Annotated in this window: 13 protein-coding genes; 2 read left to right on the top strand and 11 right to left on the bottom strand. The window is 61.6% G+C overall.

Features of this window, described 5'->3' with window-relative positions:
• Positions 1-470: 470 nt before the first annotated feature.
• The 7 genes from A7J50_RS16020 to A7J50_RS15990 all read right to left on the bottom strand — a co-directional run bounded on the left by A7J50_RS16020 (position 471) and on the right by A7J50_RS15990 (position 7,925).
• Complete coding sequence (locus tag A7J50_RS16020; RefSeq protein WP_064452695.1) at positions 471-2,111, bottom strand: BatD family protein; 1,641 nt, start codon at positions 2,109-2,111, stop codon at positions 471-473.
• A complete protein-coding gene (locus A7J50_RS16015; RefSeq protein WP_064452694.1) occupies positions 2,108-3,847 on the bottom strand; it encodes a tetratricopeptide repeat protein in 1,740 nt (579 codons plus the stop codon). Before A7J50_RS16015 ends, A7J50_RS16020 begins: the two co-directional genes overlap by 4 nt.
• On the bottom strand, positions 3,844-4,932 hold the full coding sequence (locus tag A7J50_RS16010) for a vWA domain-containing protein (protein WP_064452693.1): 1,089 nt from the start codon (positions 4,930-4,932) through the stop codon (positions 3,844-3,846). Before A7J50_RS16010 ends, A7J50_RS16015 begins: the two co-directional genes overlap by 4 nt.
• Positions 4,925-5,419: a DUF4381 domain-containing protein gene (locus A7J50_RS16005; RefSeq protein ID WP_064452692.1), complete on the bottom strand. Its 495-nt coding sequence runs from the start codon at positions 5,417-5,419 to the stop codon at positions 4,925-4,927. The genes A7J50_RS16010 and A7J50_RS16005 overlap by 8 nt, the downstream gene beginning before the upstream one ends.
• Positions 5,416-6,348, bottom strand: coding sequence for a DUF58 domain-containing protein (locus tag A7J50_RS16000; RefSeq protein ID WP_049712996.1), 933 nt, complete (start codon positions 6,346-6,348; stop codon positions 5,416-5,418). The genes A7J50_RS16005 and A7J50_RS16000 overlap by 4 nt, the downstream gene beginning before the upstream one ends.
• 5 nt (positions 6,349-6,353) lie before the next feature.
• Positions 6,354-7,313: an AAA family ATPase gene (locus A7J50_RS15995; protein ID WP_003174327.1), complete on the bottom strand. Its 960-nt coding sequence runs from the start codon at positions 7,311-7,313 to the stop codon at positions 6,354-6,356.
• 258 nt (positions 7,314-7,571) lie between these two features.
• Entirely contained in the window at positions 7,572-7,925 is a 354-nt protein-coding gene (locus A7J50_RS15990; RefSeq protein WP_064452691.1) for a hypothetical protein, read from the bottom strand.
• Positions 7,926-8,415: 490 nt separating this feature from the next.
• Between A7J50_RS15990 and A7J50_RS15985 the strand changes: the two genes are divergently transcribed.
• On the top strand, positions 8,416-13,284 hold the full coding sequence (locus A7J50_RS15985; protein ID WP_064452690.1) for an NAD-glutamate dehydrogenase: 4,869 nt from the start codon (positions 8,416-8,418) through the stop codon (positions 13,282-13,284).
• An 877-nt stretch (positions 13,285-14,161) separates the two neighbouring features.
• On the opposite strand, the gene A7J50_RS15980 is transcribed toward A7J50_RS15985, so the two are convergent.
• The 4 genes from A7J50_RS15980 to A7J50_RS15965 form a co-directional block, all read right to left on the bottom strand.
• Positions 14,162-14,791 carry a hypothetical protein gene (locus A7J50_RS15980; protein ID WP_064452689.1) on the bottom strand — a complete coding sequence of 210 codons (630 nt, stop codon included), beginning with the start codon at positions 14,789-14,791 and terminating at the stop codon, positions 14,162-14,164.
• A 30-nt stretch (positions 14,792-14,821) separates the two neighbouring features.
• Positions 14,822-15,577, bottom strand: coding sequence for a GntR family transcriptional regulator (locus A7J50_RS15975; protein ID WP_237140850.1), 756 nt, complete (start codon positions 15,575-15,577; stop codon positions 14,822-14,824).
• A 17-nt stretch (positions 15,578-15,594) separates the two neighbouring features.
• On the bottom strand, positions 15,595-16,296 hold the full coding sequence (locus tag A7J50_RS15970; RefSeq protein ID WP_053255777.1) for a FadR/GntR family transcriptional regulator: 702 nt from the start codon (positions 16,294-16,296) through the stop codon (positions 15,595-15,597).
• Between the two features lie 171 nt (positions 16,297-16,467).
• A complete protein-coding gene (locus tag A7J50_RS15965) occupies positions 16,468-17,793 on the bottom strand; it encodes a C4-dicarboxylate transporter DctA (RefSeq protein ID WP_237140923.1) in 1,326 nt (441 codons plus the stop codon).
• A gap of 216 nt (positions 17,794-18,009) precedes the next feature.
• Between A7J50_RS15965 and A7J50_RS15960 the strand changes: the two genes are divergently transcribed.
• Positions 18,010-18,639, top strand: coding sequence for a DNA-3-methyladenine glycosylase I (locus tag A7J50_RS15960; RefSeq protein WP_064454953.1), 630 nt, complete (start codon positions 18,010-18,012; stop codon positions 18,637-18,639).
• Positions 18,640-18,736: the final 97 nt, after the last annotated feature.

Below are 18,736 nucleotides of genomic sequence, written 5' to 3'. Positions count from 1 at the left end.
TTGATGCCATCGCGAGCAAGCTCGCTCCCACAGTTTGACTGAGTTTAGCTGTCAGGCCCTGGCGCTGCGCTTTTCTGTGGGAGCTGGCTTGCCTGCGATGCAGACACCTCGGTACATCAGGCATAAGCAGTTGATGCCATCGCGGGCAAGCCCGGCTCCCACAGTTTGACCGAGTTTAGCTGCCAGGCGCGGCGCTGCGCTTTTCTGTGGGAGCTGGCTTGCCTGCGATGCAGGCACCTCGGTACATCAGGTATAAGCAGTTGATGCCATCGCGGGCAAGCCCGGCTCCCACAGTTTGACCGAGTTTATCTGCCAGGCCGTGGCGCTGCGCTTTTCTGTGGGAGCTGGCTTGCCTGCGATGGCATCACCTCGGAACATCTGAAACAGCGAGGTGCCTGCATCGCGGGCAAGCCCGGCTCCCACACAAGCCAGTTCCCACATAGGTTTTGTGGGGTGAGGCAGCCCGGGATTTACTTGGGATACAGCGGCGGCAGGCTGGTGGTATCCGTCGCCGGGTCTTGTTCGCGTTCAGCCGTAGGAATGGCTTTTATCGCGCGCCACAAGTCTTCGCCCAGCCAATATTGGCCGCTTTCGCTGTACAGCGCGCCGTTCAGCCCATCCAGCGCATCCGACAACGGCACAAACCGCGCGGCCATATCCGCCAGGGTTTCCGGCTGTTGCCGCGCCCAGGCGTCCAGTGCCTGGCGCGTGGCCTGCGGGTCGTTGGCCTGGGTGGCGCGCTTGAGGTCGTCGAGCAGGCTGCGCGGGCTTGGGCCGGTTTGCGCGGCACGTTGCACGGCCGGTTGCCGACGCGCACGCCACCACAGGCCGAAGCCCAGCAGCGTGGTGCACACAAAGATCAGTGTGCTCAGTTGCCACAGCCACAGGCGGTCATCGTCTGGCGCAGTAATTACCGTCGGCGTGGCGGGGGTGTCCACCACCAGGCTCGGGTTGGTCGCCACTTGCAAGGTGCGCGCGGGCAGGCTGGTGCGTTCGAGGTGGTCTTCGTGGGTGTTCCACCACACCACTTCCACGGCCGGCAGTTCGACAGCGCCGGCGCGGGTCAGCACCAGCGCTTCGCGGTCTTCGCGGCTGCCTGTCAGGCCGTGGTCGTTGCTCTGGTTGGCGAGCACCGGTTGGTCGGGGTAGCGGCGCAGGCCGTTGATGTCGGTGCTGGGCAGCGCCGGCAGTTGCGCGCTGGAAAGGCCCTCGGCCTTGACTGTGAGGCTGCGGGTCAAGGAGTCGCCGACCTGCACGTGATCAGGCGCGGGGTTCCAGGCTTCGCTCAGGTTCAGGCTGCGCGCAGGCAACCAGGGCGCATCGGCGGGGTAGAATTCCGGCTTGGGTTTGACCGTCAACGGCAACTCGGCCGAGCTGACGTGAATCAACTTGCCCGGTTTGGTGCCTTGCAGCGTGTTCTCTTGGGGCGGGCGCGATTCCACCAGGGTCGCACTGAAGGTCTGCGCCGGAATCATCAATGCGCCGCTGTGCTGCGGGTAGATCGCGTAGCGGGTTTCGATCACGCCATGGCGAATGCTGTTGATGACTTTCTCGTAGGTGCGCGACTCACCCAACTGCTCGATGCGTGCATCCGGAATCTGCAACGGCGTGAGGCTGCTGTCGTCATACAGCGACACCGAATGATAAACGCGCACGGTCAACAGGGCCTGGGCCTGGACGTACACGCTGGTTTGGTCGAGGCTGGTTTCGATGAACACCGGGGCCAGTTCGGCGCTGGTGTTCTGGCTGGCCGTTTCGACCACTTGCAGGCTGATCGGCTGGGTCTTGAGCTCACCGACTTGCAGCGGCGGAATCACCACGGTGCCGTTTTCCTTGGGCAGCAGGGTGATGATCCAGCGCGTGGTGGCGTGGTTATCGCCGCCCAGGGTGGTGAGCTGGTTGATCTGGCGGGTGCCGCTGACTTCGAACTGTGCGTCGAGGGGCGACAGGTCGGGTTTGCCGAATTGGGTGACGTCGCTGGACTCCACCGTCAGTTCCACCGTTTCCCCGGAATTGACGCGGCTGCGGTCGACGCTGGCGACGAGGTTTTCCGCCTGGGCGTGGCCTGCCGACAACGCAAGCAGGAGCAGAAGGGTGGTGCGGCGGCTCATCGAGTCTTGTCCTGATGTTGTTGCTGTTCGTACCAGAATTTGCGGCGCAGCAGTTCGCCGGGGTTGTCCGGGATCTCCTGCAGCCATTGCTCCAGGGCCTGGCGATGTTCGCCGTCAATGCTGGCATCGGCAGGGCGCAAGGGCGGGGTGGTGGTTTGCTCATCCCCTAACTCGCTGCCCGGTACGTCGTTGCCGCCGGCTTTTGGCGCAGTGCCTGATTGGCTCTCGCCGGTGCCGGTCTCACCCTGGCCCTGGGGTGATTGCTCGCCACCTGTGGCACTTTGCCCGGTATTGCCCGGTTGCGCAGTTTGGCCGGGCTGGGTGGTTTCGTCATCTTCGTTTTTTGCCGGCTTGGTCGGTTCGGGCTGTGCTTGTTGCTGCATCACGCTTTCCACCAAGGCTTTGTTTTTGAGCGCTGGTTGCAGGTCGGGCTGGGCCTCCAGCGCCTGTTCGTAGGCGTCGATGGCCGCTTCCAGTTCGCCGGATTTGGCCAGGGCGTTACCACGATTGTAGTGGGAGTAGGCGTCATTGCCTTGGGCAAAACGCTTGATAGCCTCGGCATAGTTACCGGCCTCGTACAGCGCCACGCCTTGCCATTGCGGGTCCTCGAAGCGCTCGGCCGCTTCGGCGGGGCGCTTGTGCTTGAGCAGGTACTGGCCCTGCTGGTCGGGGCGCAGCCACAGGTCCTGAAGTTCAAAGGCGTAACTTGGTTGCGGCGCCCCGAGTAACAGCAAAGGCAAACAAAACAGCCAGCCACGGCGCCCGGCGCAGGCAGCGAGGAGCAACAGCGGCAGGAGCAGCCAGTAACCCTGGTCGGCCCAGGCGTCGAGGTGCAACAGTTGGCCATCGTTGCGCAGGGTTTGCGGGCCGTCGAGCAGGTTGAGTTGACGCAGGTCTTTGTCGTCCAGGCGTGCGGCGCGGTAACGGCCGCCCATTTCACTGGCGAAGGCCTTGAGGGTCGGGCTGTCGAGGCGCGGCACCAGGATCGCGCCTTGGTCGTCCTTGAGGAACTCGCCGCTTTCCTGGGTCACCGGTGTGCCTTCACGGCTGCCGATGCCGAGGATCGACAGCGTTGGCGCCTGCCCACCTTGCAGCTGCAGCCGAATGCCTTGGCGTTCCTGTTTCGACAGCGACGAGCCCACCAGCAGCAGGCGCCCCTGACCGAGGCCGCCCTGTTTAAGCAAACCCAGCGCCTTGGCCACTGCCAGGTCGGCGCGATGGCCGGGCTCGGGCATGATCGAAGGGCGCAGGGCCTCGAGCAGGTTACGGCTGGTGGCCAGGTCATCCGACAGCGGCACCAGGGTGTGGGCGCTACCGGCATACACGACGATTGCGGTCGGCGCATTGTCGCGTGCTTGCAGCAAGTCATACAGCTTGCGCCGCGCTTGCTCCAGGCGATTGGGTGGGCTGTCGGTGGCGAGCATTTCCGGGGTCAATTCCAGCAGCACCACGACCGGGTCGGAGGGTTTCTGGCTGGACTGTTCAACCCTTTGCCAGCTGGGACCCAACAAGGCCAACACGGCCAGTAGCCAGCCGACACCCAGCAGCACCCACGGCGATTTGCTTTCGCGACCGTTGCCACCACTGAGCAACACCGCATGAAAGGCCGGTGGCAGGATCATCTGCCAGCGCCCGGCGCGTTTTTGCCGATGCCAAAGCTGCCACAGCAGCCAGCCGAGCAGCGGCAACAACAACTGCCACCAGGGACGGAACCAGTGCGGCCACAGGTCGATCATCGACGCCTCCGCAAACGCAGGCGTTTGAGGCGTTGGCGCCATTCGGGGTGCTGTTGCAGGAAAATGCCCTTGGTCGAGAGTTTATTGAGTAAGCGTTGCAGCGCGTTGTTGGGCCAGCGTTCCTGGACCACCAGCAACATGCTCAGGATCAACGCCAGGGCCAATGGCGCACTGTAAAGCGCCTGGGCCGGGCGGGCTTGTGTCGGTTGTTGCGCAACAGGCTCAAGCTGGTCGAGGGTGTCCTTGATCTTTTGCAGCTCGTTGCCGTCGCGGGCGCGGAAGTAGCGGCCACCGGTCGCGTCGGCAATCGCCTTCAACGCGGGTTCGTCGAGGTCGAGGCTCGGGTTGACGCCGAGGATGCCCAGGGAGCCGGTTTGCTCGGGGTCGGCGCCAATGCCGATGGGGTAGATTTTCACGCCTTCTTCAGCGGCCAGGCGTGCGGCGGTCAACGGGTCGATTTGCCCGGCGTTGTTGGCGCCATCGGTGACCAGGATCAGCACGCGGCTTTGCGCCGGGCGCTGGCGCAGGCGTTTCAGGGCCAGGCCAATCGCATCACCGATGGCGGTGTTCTTGCCGGCAATGCCGATGCGCGCTTCGTCCAGCCAAGTGCGCACGGTGCGCCGGTCGAAGGTCAGCGGCGCTTGCAGGTAGGCCTGGCTGCCAAACAGGATCAGGCCGACGCGGTCGCCTTCGCGGCTTTCCAGGAAGTCCCCGAGCAGGTGTTGGACCAGGCTCAGGCGGCTGACGTCATCGTCTTGCCAGTGCATATCCGGGAAGTCCATGGAGCCGGACACGTCCACCGCCACCAGCAAGTCGCGGCCGCTGGCGGCAATCGGCAGCGGTTCGCCGAGCCATTCCGGGCGGGCGGCAGCGCTCAGCAGCAGCAGCCACAGCACCACGAAGGGCGCCTGCTGGCGCCAGCCCGGCAGGTTGACGCGCGCGCGACGACGGGCCAGGCCTTCGAGGTCGGCGAGGTAGCTGACTTTCAGGGCGGGCTCGCCGCTGTCGGCCACGGGCAGGATCAGCCGCATCAGCCAGGGCAATGGCAACAGGGCGAAGATCCACGGCCAGGCGAACTCAAACATGTTTGCGAATCCAGGTGTCGACGGCTTGGGTCAGGCCGGCGATAGCCTTGTCGTCGAGTTTGCATTCGGGTTTGTAGGCGCCTTCCACCAGCACCATCCAGCGGGTCAGGCCGGCAGCAGGGCAGCGGTTGTCGAGGAACGCCAGCCATTTGCGGCCGTTGAGGGTGTGGCTCTGGCTGTAGGGGTAGTCGTTGCGGCACAGGCGCTTGAGCAAGCCGTTGAGCTGTTGCAGCCAGGCGCCGGCGGGGGCGCCGTCGTAAGGTTTTGGCATCAGCGCAAGCTCTGCCAGGGCGGTGATGCGCAGCGGGTCCAGCGGTTGTTCGGCACGCGCGACCGGGCGGCGCGCCGGCAGGAAACGGCGCAGCCACCACAACCCCCAGGCGCACAGCGGAATCACCAGCAGCAACAGCCACCAGCCCGGCGCAGGGGGCCAGAAGCCGATGGCCGGCGGGGCGATCAGGGGTTGCAGTTGGTCGAGGCTGCTCATTGCTTTTTAACCGGGCGTTGCGGGTTGAGGTATTCGCGCAGCTGCTCGACCATTTCGCTCTGGGTGCTCAAGGGCATCAATAGAATCCGCAGTTTCTGTGCGAGCAGTTCCCAGCGGGCGATGCGCGCTTCGGCCTGGGCCTTGTAGGCCTGGCGTAAGTCGAAGTTAAGCGTGTCCAGTTCCAACTGCGCGCCGCGTTCGGCAAAGCGCAACAACCCTGCGGCGGGCAAGGCGTGGTCCAGCGGGTCGGAGATGGGCAGCAGCAAGAGGTCGCAATGCCGAGACAGCAGGCTCAGCTGCTGTTCGGCACCTTCGGTGAGCGCGCGTTCATCGCAGATCACAATCACCAGGCTGCCCGGGCGCAACACTTCGCGGCCACGGCGCAAGGCCATGCCGAGGGCGTCCGCTTCGGGTCGGCTTTCGGTATTGAGGCTCTGGTTGACCCGCACCAGGCGGTTGAGCAGTTGCAGCAGGCTTTGCTTGCTGCGCCGGGGCTTGATTTCGTAGTGTTCGCTGTCGCCGAAGACCAGCCCGCCAACGCGGTCGTTATGCCCCAGGGCTGCCCAGCCTATCAGGCTGGCGGCTTGCGCGGCCAGTACCGACTTGAACATCTGGCCGGAACCGAAAAACAGCCGGCAGCTTTGCTCGACCATGATGAAAATCGGTCGCTCGCGTTCTTCGTGGAACAGTTTGGTATGCGGTTCCTGGGTACGCGCCGTCACACGCCAGTCGATGGTGCGCACATCGTCCCCGGCCTGGTACACACGCACCTGGTCAAAGTCCACGCCACGCCCACGCAACTTGGAATGGTGCAGGCCGATCAATGGGCTGCGCTGGCTCGGCGTGGAAAACAACTGCACTTCGCGCACACGGTGGCGCATCTCAATCAATTCGCTGAGCGTGACGCGGATTCCATCGCTGGCGTTCATGGGTTTCAAGCGACGGCAACGACGTCGAGAATGCGTTGCACCACGCGGTCCTGGTCAATGCCGGCCGCTTCGGCTTCGAACGACAAAATGATGCGGTGGCGCAGCACGTCGAACAGCACGGCCTGGATATCTTCCGGGCTCACAAAGTCGCGCCCGGCCAGCCACGCATGCGCGCGGGCGCAGCGGTCCAGGGCGATAGAGCCGCGCGGGCTGGCGCCGTAGGCGATCCACTCGGCCATTTCCGGGTCGAACTTGGCCGGGGTGCGCGTGGCCATCACCAGTTGCACCAGGTATTCCTCCACCGCATCGGCCATGTACAGGCCGAGGATTTCCTTGCGCGCAGCAAAAATCGCCTGCTGACTGACGCGGCGTTCGGGCTTGGTTTCACCGTTGAGGGCTTCGCCTCGGGCTTGTTGCAGGATGCGTCGCTCTACCGCTGCATCCGGGAACCCGATTTTGACGTGCATCAGGAAGCGGTCGAGCTGGGCTTCGGGCAATGGGTAGGTGCCTTCCTGCTCGATGGGGTTTTGCGTGGCCATCACCAGAAACAGTGGCGACAAGTCGTAGGTGCTGCGCCCGACGCTGACCTGGCGCTCGGCCATGGCTTCGAGCAGTGCCGACTGCACCTTGGCCGGTGCGCGGTTTATTTCGTCCGCCAGCACCAGGTTGTGGAAGATCGGGCCCTGTTGGAACACAAAGCTGCCGGTTTCCGGGCGATAGATCTCGGTGCCGGTGATGTCGGCAGGCAGCAGGTCGGGGGTGAACTGGATGCGATGGAACTGCGCTTCGATGCCTTCGGCCAACTCTTTGATGGCTTTGGTCTTGGCCAGGCCCGGTGCGCCTTCGACCAGCATATGGCCGTCGGCAAGCAGGGCGATCAGGAGGCGATCGATGAGTTTTTCCTGGCCGAGAATCTGCGTAGAAAGAAAGGTTCGCAGCGCGAGCAGCGCTTCACGATGTTCCATCGATGACGGTTCCTGGAGAGGTGAGCCTGGGCGTCGAGAAAAAACGCCGGGCCTGGGGCGCTTACTTTAATGCATCGAGGGGGGTGGCGACTAACGGCGTGACGGGTATTTTTGGCAAATCTTGTAGGAAATTTGTATGGGAACACGGTCAATGTGGGAGGGGCTTGCCCCCGATAGCGGTGGATCAGTTTATACGTCTGTGACTGATCGACTGCTATCGGGGGCGAGCCCCCTCCCACATTTGATCGTTGGTGCGGTTTAGATTCGGGTAAAGGTGCCTGTGCCCTTAAGAATGTTCTGCAAGGTTTCCTCAACTTCAGCCAAGTCCGACGCGGCGGTGCTGTGGAGAATTTCCAGATGATCCTTGCCACCCAGTGCATCGGCATCGCCCGCAGCTAACTCAACCCGCAACGTCGTGTCGCTTAGCGTGACCTTCAGCCCATCCAGGGTCGACGGCTCGTAATCCCAAGTCAGTTCGACTTCATCTTCGTCCGGGTAACGGGTGAGCATGAACATCTCGCCGTTTTTACCGTGGCAGCAGAGCATGGCCATGTTGTCTTCTTCGTCGTCGCACGGGGTGGCCATCAGCGCGTCGGTGTTCAGTTGCAGCATGGGAAATCCTGTTTGGGGGAGGGCACAGCGGGGCAATTGTGCCATTGCGGCGAATTTTGTGCTGCATTCTGTGTCAGACCCAGGGTATGACCTGACGGGCTCTATCAGTCATTTTCGGTACTCGTGAGCTGGAAAATAGCGGGTTTTTCTTCGGAAAAATACGGGTTGCTCAAGTCGCAACCCCAGGCCTGCGTACCGATGACCGAATATGTCGCAGCGTCGCAAGCAGCCGTCTTCCTACACTCGTTAAGCTGCGCAACGGATGTGCCCTGTGCCGGGAGTCTGACCTGCCCGTCGTACCGTCGCCCTGCATGCTGCACATCTTATGGGAGTTGTATGTGACCTCATTGTCTTGTCCAGCTTCACCCACCTGTCACCCTGATTCGTTTATGGTGCTTGTTATCAGTACCTGCGAACAGCGCTGACGGTCTCCCCGCAAGGGGAAAACGCGACGCTTCCATCAATAACAAGCCCAAGCGGAGTACCACAGATGGCGTTCTTCACCGCAGCCAGCAAGGCCGACTTCCAGCATCAACTGCAAGCGGCACTGGCGCAGCACATCAGTGAACAGGCACTGCCACAAGTGGCGCTGTTCGCTGAACAATTTTTCGGCATCATTTCCCTGGACGAACTGACCCAACGTCGCCTTTCCGACCTGGCCGGTTGCACTTTATCTGCCTGGCGCCTGCTTGAGCGCTTTGATCACACCCAACCGCAAGTGCGGGTCTACAACCCCGATTACGAACGTCATGGCTGGCAGTCGACCCATACCGCCGTCGAAGTGCTGCACCATGACCTGCCCTTTCTGGTGGACTCGGTCCGTACCGAGCTGAACCGTCGTGGCTACAGCATCCATACCCTGCAGACCACCGTCCTCAGCGTGCGCCGTGGCAAGAAGGCCGAGCTGCTGGAAATCCTGCCAAAAGGCACCCAGGGCGAAGGCATCCAGCAAGAATCGCTGATGTACCTGGAAATCGACCGCTGCGCCAATGCCGCCGAACTGAGCGTGCTGAGCAAAGAGCTTGAGCAGGTACTGGGCGAAGTGCGCGTGGCCGTGGCCGATTTCGAACCGATGAAAGCCAAGGTCCAGGACCTGCTGGCCGGTATTGATGCGAGCAAGTTCAGCATCGACGGCGAAGAAAAAGCCGAGATCAAAAGCTTCCTGGAATGGCTGGTGGGCAACCACTTCACCTTCCTCGGCTATGAAGAGTTTGTGGTACGTGACGGGGCGGATGGCGGACATATCGAATATGACGCCAATTCCTTCCTCGGCCTGACCAAGCTGCTGCGTGCCGGCCTCACCGCCGAAGACCTGCGTATCGAAGACTACGCCGTGGCCTACCTGAACGAGCCGGTTGTGCTGTCGTTCGCCAAGGCTGCGCACCCAAGCCGCGTGCATCGCCCGGCTTATCCGGACTATGTGTCGATCCGCGAGATCAGCGCCGACGGCAAAGTCATCAAGGAACACCGCTTCATGGGCCTCTACACCTCTTCGGTGTACGGCGAAAGCGTGCGGGTGATTCCTTATATCCGCCGCAAGGTGGCGGAAATCGAACGCCGTTCGGGCTTCCAGGCCAAGGCTCACCTGGGCAAGGAACTGGCGCAAGTCGTTGAAGTGTTGCCGCGCGATGACCTGTTCCAGACCCCGGTCGACGAGCTGTTCAGCACCGTGATGTCGATCGTGCAGATCCAGGAGCGCAACAAGATCCGCGTGTTCCTGCGCAAAGACCCGTACGGTCGTTTCTGCTACTGCCTGGCCTACGTGCCACGTGACATCTACTCCACCGAAGTGCGCCAGAAGATTCAGCAAGTGCTGATGGATCGTCTGAAAGCCTCGGACTGCGAATTCTGGACCTTCTTCTCCGAGTCCGTGCTGGCCCGTGTGCAATTGATTCTGCGGGTTGACCCGAAGAACCGCCTCGCCATCGACCCGCTGCAGCTGGAAAAAGAAGTGGTGCAGGCCTGCCGCAGCTGGCAGGACGACTACTCCAGCCTGGTCGTGGAAAGCTTCGGCGAAGCCCAAGGCACCAACGTGCTGGCGGATTTCCCGAAAGGCTTCCCAGCCGGTTACCGTGAACGTTTTGCTGCGCATTCGGCTGTGGTCGATATGCAGCACCTGAACAGCCTGACCGAAGCCAACCCGCTGGTGATGAGCTTCTACCAGCCGTTGGGCCAGGTCTCCGGCCAACGCGAGCTGCATTGCAAGCTCTACCACGCCGATACCCCGCTGGCGTTGTCCGACGTGCTGCCGATCCTGGAAAACCTCGGCCTGCGCGTGCTGGGTGAGTTCCCGTACCGCCTGCGTCATGCCAATGGCCGCGAGTTCTGGATCCATGACTTTGCGTTCATCGCCGCCGAAGGCGTGAACCTGGATATCCAGCAGCTCAACGACACCTTGCAGGACGCGTTCGTGCACATCGTTCACGGCGATGCCGAAAACGATGCGTTCAACCGCCTGGTACTGACCGCCGGCCTGCCTTGGCGCGACGTGGCGCTGCTGCGTGCGTACGCGCGCTACCTGAAGCAGATCCGCCTGGGCTTCGACCTCGGTTATATCGCCAGCACCCTGAACAACCACACCGACATCGCCCGCGAGTTGACCCGGTTGTTCAAGACCCGCTTCTACCTGGCGCGCAAGCTCACCGCCGATGACCTGGAAGACAAGCAGCAACGTCTGGAGCAAGCGATCCTCACCGCCCTGGACGACGTTCAGGTGCTCAACGAAGACCGTATCCTGCGTCGCTACCTGGACCTGATCAAGGCGACCCTGCGTACCAACTTCTACCAGACCGACGCCAACGGCCAGAACAAGTCGTACTTCAGCTTCAAGTTCGACCCGCGCGCCATCCCTGAACTGCCCAAGCCGGTACCGAAGTTTGAAATTTTCGTGTACTCGCCACGCGTTGAAGGCGTGCACCTGCGCTTTGGTAACGTCGCGCGCGGCGGCCTGCGTTGGTCCGACCGTGAAGAGGATTACCGTACCGAAGTGCTCGGCCTGGTAAAAGCCCAGCAAGTGAAGAACTCGGTGATCGTGCCAGTGGGCGCCAAGGGCGGCTTCCTGCCGCGTCGCCTGCCATTGGGCGGCAGCCGGGACGAGATCGCGGCCGAGGGCATCGCCTGCTACCGCATCTTCATTTCCGGCCTGTTGGACATCACCGACAACCTGAAAGACGGCGCCCTGGTGCCGCCGGTCAACGTCGTGCGTCATGACGACGATGACCCGTACCTGGTTGTGGCTGCGGACAAGGGCACTGCGACCTTCTCCGACATCGCCAACGGCATTGCCATCGACTACGGCTTCTGGCTGGGCGATGCGTTCGCTTCCGGTGGTTCCGCCGGTTACGACCACAAGAAAATGGGCATCACCGCCAAGGGCGCGTGGGTCGGTGTGCAGCGTCACTTCCGTGAGCGCGGCATCAACGTGCAGGAAGACAGCATCACGGTGGTGGGCGTCGGCGATATGGCCGGTGACGTGTTCGGTAACGGCCTGTTGATGTCCGACAAGCTGCAACTGGTCGCGGCCTTCAACCACTTGCACATCTTCATCGACCCGAACCCGAACCCGGCGACCAGCTTCGTCGAGCGTCAGCGCATGTTCGAGCTGCCGCGTTCGGCGTGGACCGACTACGACACCAGCATCATGTCCGAAGGCGGCGGCATCTTCTCGCGCAGCGCGAAGAGCATTGCCATCTCGCCACAGATGAAAGAGCGCTTCGACATCCGGGCCGACAAGCTGACCCCGACCGAACTGCTGAACGCCTTGCTCAAGGCGCCGGTGGACCTGTTGTGGAACGGTGGTATCGGTACTTACGTCAAGGCCAGCACTGAAAGCCACGCCGACGTGGGCGACAAGGCCAACGACGCGCTGCGCGTCAACGGCAACGAGCTGCGCTGCAAGGTCGTGGGCGAGGGCGGTAACCTCGGCATGACCCAGCTGGGTCGTGTGGAGTTCGGCCTCAATGGCGGCGGTTCCAACACCGACTTCATCGACAACGCCGGTGGTGTGGACTGCTCCGACCACGAAGTGAACATCAAGATCCTGCTCAACGAAGTGGTGCAGGCCGGTGACATGACCGACAAGCAGCGCAACCAGCTGCTGGCGAGCATGACCGACGAAGTCGGCAACCTGGTGTTGGGCAACAACTACAAGCAAACCCAGGCGTTGTCCCTGGCCGCACGCCGTGCCTACGAGCGTGCTGCCGAGTACAAGCGCCTGATGAGCGACCTGGAAGGCCGTGGCAAGCTGGACCGCGCCATCGAGTACCTGCCGACCGAGGAGCAGCTCTCCGAGCGCGCCGCAACCGGCAAGGGCCTGACCCGTCCGGAGCTGTCGGTGTTGATCTCCTACAGCAAGATCGACCTCAAGGAAGCACTGCTCAAGTCGCTGGTGCCGGATGACGACTACCTGACCCGTGACATGGAGACCGCGTTCCCACCGAGCCTGGTCGCCAAGTTCGGCGAAGCCATGCGTCGCCACCGCCTCAAGCGTGAGATCGTCAGCACCCAGATCGCCAACGACCTGGTTAACCACATGGGCATCACCTTCGTTCAACGACTCAAAGAGTCGACCGGCATGAGCCCGGCGAACGTAGCGGGCGCGTATGTGATTGTGCGTGACATCTTCCATCTCCCGCACTGGTTCCGTCAGATTGAAGCCCTGGACCACCTGGTCTCCGCCGACGTGCAACTGGAGCTGATGGACGAGCTGATGCGCCTGGGCCGCCGTGCTACGCGCTGGTTCCTGCGCAGCCGTCGCAACGAGCAGGACGCTGGCCGTGACACCGCGCATTTCGGTCCACACCTGGCGGCGTTGGGCCTCAAGCTCGACGAATTGCTGGAAGGCCCGACCCGCGAAGGCTGGCAGAACCGCTACCAGGCCTACACCGAAGCCGGCGTACCGGAATTGTTGGCGCGCATGGTTGCAGGTACTACCCACCTGTACACATTGCTGCCGATCATCGAAGCCGCCGACGTTACCGGGCATGACGCCGCTGAAGTGGCCAAAGCCTACTTCGCCGTCGGCAGTGCCCTGGACTTGCCGTGGTACCTGCAGCAGATCAGCGATCTGCCGGTGGCCAACAACTGGCAGGCCCAGGCACGCGAAGCCTTCCGCGACGACGTGGACTGGCAGCAACGGGCGATCACCATCGCGGTCCTGCAAATGGCCGATGCGCCACAAGACATGGAAGCCCGCGTGGCCCTGTGGCTTGAGCAGCACCAGGACATGGCCGATCGCTGGCGCGCAATGATGGTGGAAATTCGTGCAGCTGTCGGCACGGACTACGCCATGTACGCGGTGGCTAACCGTGAGTTGTTGGACCTGGCGTTGAGCGGTCAGTCGGTGCTTGCGCCGGCTTGATCCCGCCGTAAAACAAAAGCCCCCGTATCGTGAGATACGGGGGCTTTTTGTTGGAACCCTATTTATCAAACACCTGGGTCAATGGGGGGAGCTGGCTTGCCTGTGATAGCCATAGGTATCTACACAACTCTTTGTGTCGCTTTAAGTCTGTGAGGGGGTTGAGTAGATTGAGTACATATCCGTTGCTGCGGTAACGGCGGCTTAGGGTTCCGCCCTTACGGCGGGTCACTTTTTTACAAAACGCCTAAAAAAGTAACCAAAAAACGCTTTGCCCCACCACTCGGTGCCTCGCCTAGGCTCGGCATGCCCGCACTCCGGCTTGAATCCGTGGGCCGCCGCGATGGGCCATCCTTGGCCCAGCGCGGCTAACCCGGCGTCCTGCCGGGTTACCCACGGATTCAAGCCTGCGTTCGGCCAGCGTGGTTAACGGGGCCTCTCAGATCAAGATCAACAGCAGATCAAAAGCAGAGCACGGCGGCCTGGTAGCCGACCTGAGTGGTTGAAGCAAAAGCAGGGCAAAAACAGGGCTGCTTTTCTGTGGGAGCTGGCTTGCCTGCGATGCCGGCACCTCGGTCCATCAGGCATACCCAGCTGATGCCATCGCAGCGGTTCCGCGGTCCGACAAGCCAGCTCCCACATTGACTGAGTACAGCCTGAAGAGCCGCATACCCTCTGCCTGATGTGCTGAGTTCAAAATGTGATTAACAGGGCCTGTCAGATCAAAATCAAAAGCAGAGCACGGCGGCCTGGTAGCCGACCTGAGTGGTAGAAGCGGAAGCAGGGCAAAAACAGGGCTGCTTTTTTGTGGGAGCCCATTCTCCACTGAGAGACGGTTATCGCAGGCAAGTAGCTCTCACAGTGTGTTTGATCTCAAAAACTAGCGCGGGGTCGCGCTGGCAATACCCTGGCAAGACTGGATGATTTTTTTCAACCCGTTGTTGTTTTCCGGCAACGCGAACGTCGCGGTCAACCGCTCTGCGCCTTCTGTGGCCGGGGCTAACGAAAGTTTTAGCGTTTGGCCTCGCGAAGCATCGCTGATCCAGTAGGCTAATTCATCGGGCGCAACAGAGGTGCTGAGCGCAAAGACCGTACCGATCTGGAAAGCCCCGGCGTAAGTCCAAACGCCATTTACCGGGCGTTCGATGCTCGCGCGTGTTCCGGTGGTAATACGCAACGGACCGTTTGCGCTGGCATCTTTGCCTTCAAACGGATCGCTGTCGAAACCCAGTGATTGCGGGGTGATCTGCAGCGCAAGGCTGGCCGTCGGGTTCTGCGGGTGACAGCTGATTTCCAGGCTGGCCTTGACGTGAAAGCCGCCGTAGGCGCTGACACCAAAAGTACGCGCGGTGAGCATCGGGCTGTCTGCGTAGGGTTGCTCAAGCAACCACACAGGGTGCGCTGGGGTAATGATGGCAGTTCCGATACCTGACTCGTCGCCTGCCTGTGCTTGAGCAATGAGAGGTAGAGCGAAAATGGCAGCGAACAACGTAAAGGTGAAGGCTCGCATAGAGGTATTCATCCGCGTGTAAGACGTGAGCTAAGGAATGAATGCATTTTGCCTGTCAGCGATAACCGGTTCTGTCGGGTTTTTCGCAAATGCAGCGCGGCTCAGTAGCTTGGTTTCCAGGTGATCCAGATGCTCGGTCATCAGGCTGACTGCGCTGTTCACATCCCGTTGCTCGACGGCGTCGACAATGGCTGCATGCTCCTGCCACGCACAGTACGTGCAGGCGTGCGCCTCATATTGGGCGATGATCAGCGAGGTCAGCGGTACCAGGCTGTTGAGAAACTGAGCCAGCGGAGCATTCCGCGCCATCGCGGCCAATTGCAGGTGGAATTCCCCGGACAGGCGAATCGCCGGCCCGCGTTGATCGCGCTCGATGCACTCACGTTCGCGAGCGATCAGCTCATGCAAGTGCCGAACCTGGGTCGGTGTGGCGTGCACACAGGCCAACTGCACCACGGTGATTTCCGTCAGGCGTCGCGCTTCCAGAATCTGTCGCGTCTGCAGGGCATCCGGCGCGGCCACTTGGGCGCGCTGGTTGGGGCGCAGAATGATGACTTGCTGATGCGAAAGCTTTGCCAGTACCCGGCGAATCACGCTGCGGCTCACACCAAAGGTTTCGCCCAGGCTTTCTTCGGTAAAACGGCTGGCGGGTGCGATGCGTTGTTCCAGAATGGCGTCGAACAGGCGCGGGTAGATGTCTTCCACCGACGGCTTTTTACCTGCCACCAGGCGCATCGCGGGCAGGGCGGTGAGGACTGATTTGCGGTGCAGCGCGTGAGCGGTCATGGCCTGTCTCCAAAAAGTCAGCTGCCCAGATGGTCGTCCGGGATGTTCAAGCGAATGCCCATGCGCAGGCCTTCCTGAAGGATGTGCCGACGCATTTCGGCACTCGCCAGGGCGCTGTTCTTGTTGCGGATCGCGCGCACCACGGCCTCGTTTTCCTGCAGGCGTTCCGCCAGGTGTTCGGGTGAGTTACGCAACACCTGGGCGCTCTGCTTGAGGGCGTTGCTGGTCTGTTGCACCACGTTCTGGAAGATCGGGTTGGAGGTGAGGGCGAACAGTTCTTCGTGGAAGCCGATGTAGGCGTTCATGCCCGCTTCGGCATCGCCGGCATCCAGGGCTTCGCGCATGTCCATGAGTGTCAGGCGCAGTTGGCCGACTTCCTTGCTGCTGATGGACTGAGCGACCAGGCCGACGATGAAGGGCTCAAGGGTGTAGCGCAGTTGCAGGATGTCTTCGAGGCTTGCGTCCGCCACGGCGTCGCTCGATTGCGGTTCGCTGAGGCTGGTTTCCAGCACCACCACGCCCTTGCCCGGCATCGAACGCACCAGGCCGAGGGTTTCCAGCACGATCACGGCTTCACGCAGGCTCGGGCGACTGATGCCCATCTGCTCGGCCAGTTCGCGCTGGCCGGGCAGCATTTCGCCACGCCGCCACTGGCCCCGGGCCAGGGCCGCGCGCAGTTTTTCTACGACTGAGTTGACGACGGTTGAGGTGCTGATCACGTCTACGTCTCCTTGAGAGTGCAAATACAATGGCCAAACTGGCGACGGTCAAACTGTGGGAGCGGGCTTGCTCGCGAATACGGAGTGTCAGTCAGCTTATTATTTAGCTGACCCAACGCCTTCGCGAGCAAGCCCGCTCCCACAGTTGATCTGTCTCGCTCATAGAATGGGTCAGAACTCCTGATGCGCCGGCAACACCGGCTTCTTGGCCTGAAAGGCATAGCCTTGCTCGCCGTGCAGCACCTTGTTGGCGCGCTGGATATCGATGTCTTTTTCCCAGCGTGCAATGGCCACGGTGGCGACACAGTTGCCGATCAGGTTGGTCAGCGCGCGGCCGATGCCCATGAACCAGTCCACCGCCAGCACCAGCACCAGGCCCACCACCGGAATCGCCGGAATGGCCGTGAGGGTCGCCGCCAGAATCACCAGCGCCGAGCCTGGAATCCCGTGGGCACCTTTGGAGGTGATCAGCGACACCAGCAAAATGGTCAACAGGTCGGTCATCGACAACGGCGTGCCGGTGGCATTGGCGATAAACACGATGGCCAGGGTCAGGTAGATCGAGAAACCGTCGAGGTTGAACGAGTAGCCGGTTGGAATCACCAGGCCGACCGTCGAGCTGCCGATGCCCAGGTGTTCAAGTTTGCGCATGATCTGTGGCAGCACGGCGTCGGACGACGCGGTGCCCATCACGATCAGCAGCTCTTCGCGCAGGTACTTGAGCAGCGGCAGCATGCGCAGGCCGGACAGGCGCATTACCAGGCCAAGCACCAGCCCGACAAAGGCCAAGCAGGTCAGGTAGAACAAGCCCACCAGGCTGCCCAGGTGTTGCAGCGAATCCAGGCCATAAGTGCTGGTGGTGAAGGCGATGGCACCGAACACGCCGATGGGCGCCAGGCGTACGATCATGCCCATGATGCGGAAGATGACATGGCTCAGTTCATTGATCAGCCGCGAGATGCCGGAAGCGGCTTCACCCACCAGGTTCAGCGCGCTGCCGAACAGCACCGAGAACAGCAGCACTTGCAGCACATTGTTGTCGGCGAAGGCGCCGATCACCGAGTTGGGAATCAGCTCCATCAGGAACTGGCTGGTGCCGCGGATATGCTGGCCCTTGTCGGCCAGTTCATTCAGGCCGGCGGAGGACAACTGTTCCAGGTGGATATTGGCGCCGGTGCCGATACCGGTGCTGAAGGCCATGATCAGGCCGATCACCAGGGCGACGGTGGTGAGCACTTCAAAGTAGATCACCGACTTGAGTCCGATACGCCCGACTTTTTTCAAGTCGCCGGCGCCGGAAATACCGCTGACCACTACGCAAAACACGATCAGGCCAATCAGCATCTTGATCAGCTTGATAAAGCCGTCACCCAAGGGTTTGAGTTGCGAGGAGAATTCGGGAAGGGCCAGGCCGCAGACGATGCCGAGCATCAGGCCAATCACGACTTGCAGGAAAATCGAACGCGAGCACCATCTGAGCATGGGAGGGATCTCTATTCGGTGCCCTGGTGGTTCCAGGGCTTAATTGTTGTGGTCTTACCGGTAAGTCCAGTGCGCGGCCAGTCTACGCCGGGTTTTTTTGAAACCACAAGTAAATATTCGGTGCTTGACCGGTCCCGGTCTGACCAGTTTGTCGGTGATTGCGATGCTTGAGCGGTTGGCGGGTCGGAAAAATTTTCGCTTATCATCCGCCGCTTGTTCCGCGAGGTGATGATGGACAAACCAGGACTGACCACGAATGCAGCAGGGCTGACTCACTGCACCTGGCGCACGGCGGCGCCGGAGTACCCGCGTTACCACGATGATGAATGGGGCGTGCCGGTAGCCGACGATATCCAGTTGTACGAGAAGATCTGCCTGGAAGGTTTTCAGGCGGGCATGGCCTGGATCACCATTTTGCGCAAGCGCGAGCAGTTTCGGGCCGCGTTTGAGGGCTTTGACTTTCGCCGCGTGGCGCAATACACCGAGCCCGACATAGCGCGGCTGATGAATGACCCGGGCATCGTGCGCAACCGCGCGAAGATCGTCTCTACCATCAACAATGCGCGCAGAGCGTGTGAACTGGTGGATGAAACCGGCTCGCTGGCGCGCTGGCTGTGGGCATTTGAACCTGTGGATGATGAGCGTCCGCAGGTGGTGGACGTGGCTTACTGGACAGGCAACCCGACGTCACCGGCTTCGGTGCGTTTGTCGAAAGCCTTGAAGAAACGCGGCTGGACCTTTGTCGGCCCGACCACGATGTATGCGCTGATGCAGGCCATGGGCATGGTCAATGACCACTTGGAAGGGTGTGCCTGCCGACCGCGGATCGAAGCGCTACGCCAACAGTTCAAGCGCCCCTGAACCAATCGGCTTCAAGCTTGCGCATGATGGCGCTGTGCCGGTCAATCCAATGGCTGGCACGCCGCTGTCGCGGGCGTGCCAGCTCTCATAGGGATGT

Origin of the sequence: Pseudomonas antarctica (genome assembly GCF_001647715.1) — a bacterium.
GTDB classification, from domain to species: Bacteria; Pseudomonadota; Gammaproteobacteria; order Pseudomonadales; family Pseudomonadaceae; genus Aquipseudomonas; species Aquipseudomonas antarctica_A.
Note: the sequence above shows the minus strand (reverse complement) of the source record. Positions and strands in the feature narration are given on the sequence as shown.

Bases quoted from the DNA above. Each gene is read 5' to 3' on its own strand.
- A7J50_RS16020 (WP_064452695.1), bottom strand. From the start codon at position 2,111: ATGAGCCGCCGCACCACCCTTCTGCTCCTGCTTGCGTTGTCGGCAGGC.
- A7J50_RS16015 (WP_064452694.1), bottom strand. From the start codon at position 3,847: ATGATCGACCTGTGGCCGCACTGGTTCCGTCCCTGGTGGCAGTTGTTG.
- A7J50_RS16010 (WP_064452693.1), bottom strand. From the start codon at position 4,932: ATGTTTGAGTTCGCCTGGCCGTGGATCTTCGCCCTGTTGCCATTGCCC.
- A7J50_RS16005 (WP_064452692.1), bottom strand. From the start codon at position 5,419: ATGAGCAGCCTCGACCAACTGCAACCCCTGATCGCCCCGCCGGCCATC.
- A7J50_RS16000 (WP_049712996.1), bottom strand. From the start codon at position 6,348: ATGAACGCCAGCGATGGAATCCGCGTCACGCTCAGCGAATTGATTGAG.
- A7J50_RS15995 (WP_003174327.1), bottom strand. From the start codon at position 7,313: ATGGAACATCGTGAAGCGCTGCTCGCGCTGCGAACCTTTCTTTCTACG.
- A7J50_RS15990 (WP_064452691.1), bottom strand. From the start codon at position 7,925: ATGCTGCAACTGAACACCGACGCGCTGATGGCCACCCCGTGCGACGAC.
- A7J50_RS15985 (WP_064452690.1), top strand. From the start codon at position 8,416: ATGGCGTTCTTCACCGCAGCCAGCAAGGCCGACTTCCAGCATCAACTG.
- A7J50_RS15980 (WP_064452689.1), bottom strand. From the start codon at position 14,791: ATGCGAGCCTTCACCTTTACGTTGTTCGCTGCCATTTTCGCTCTACCT.
- A7J50_RS15975 (WP_237140850.1), bottom strand. From the start codon at position 15,577: ATGACCGCTCACGCGCTGCACCGCAAATCAGTCCTCACCGCCCTGCCC.
- A7J50_RS15960 (WP_064454953.1), top strand. From the start codon at position 18,010: ATGGACAAACCAGGACTGACCACGAATGCAGCAGGGCTGACTCACTGC.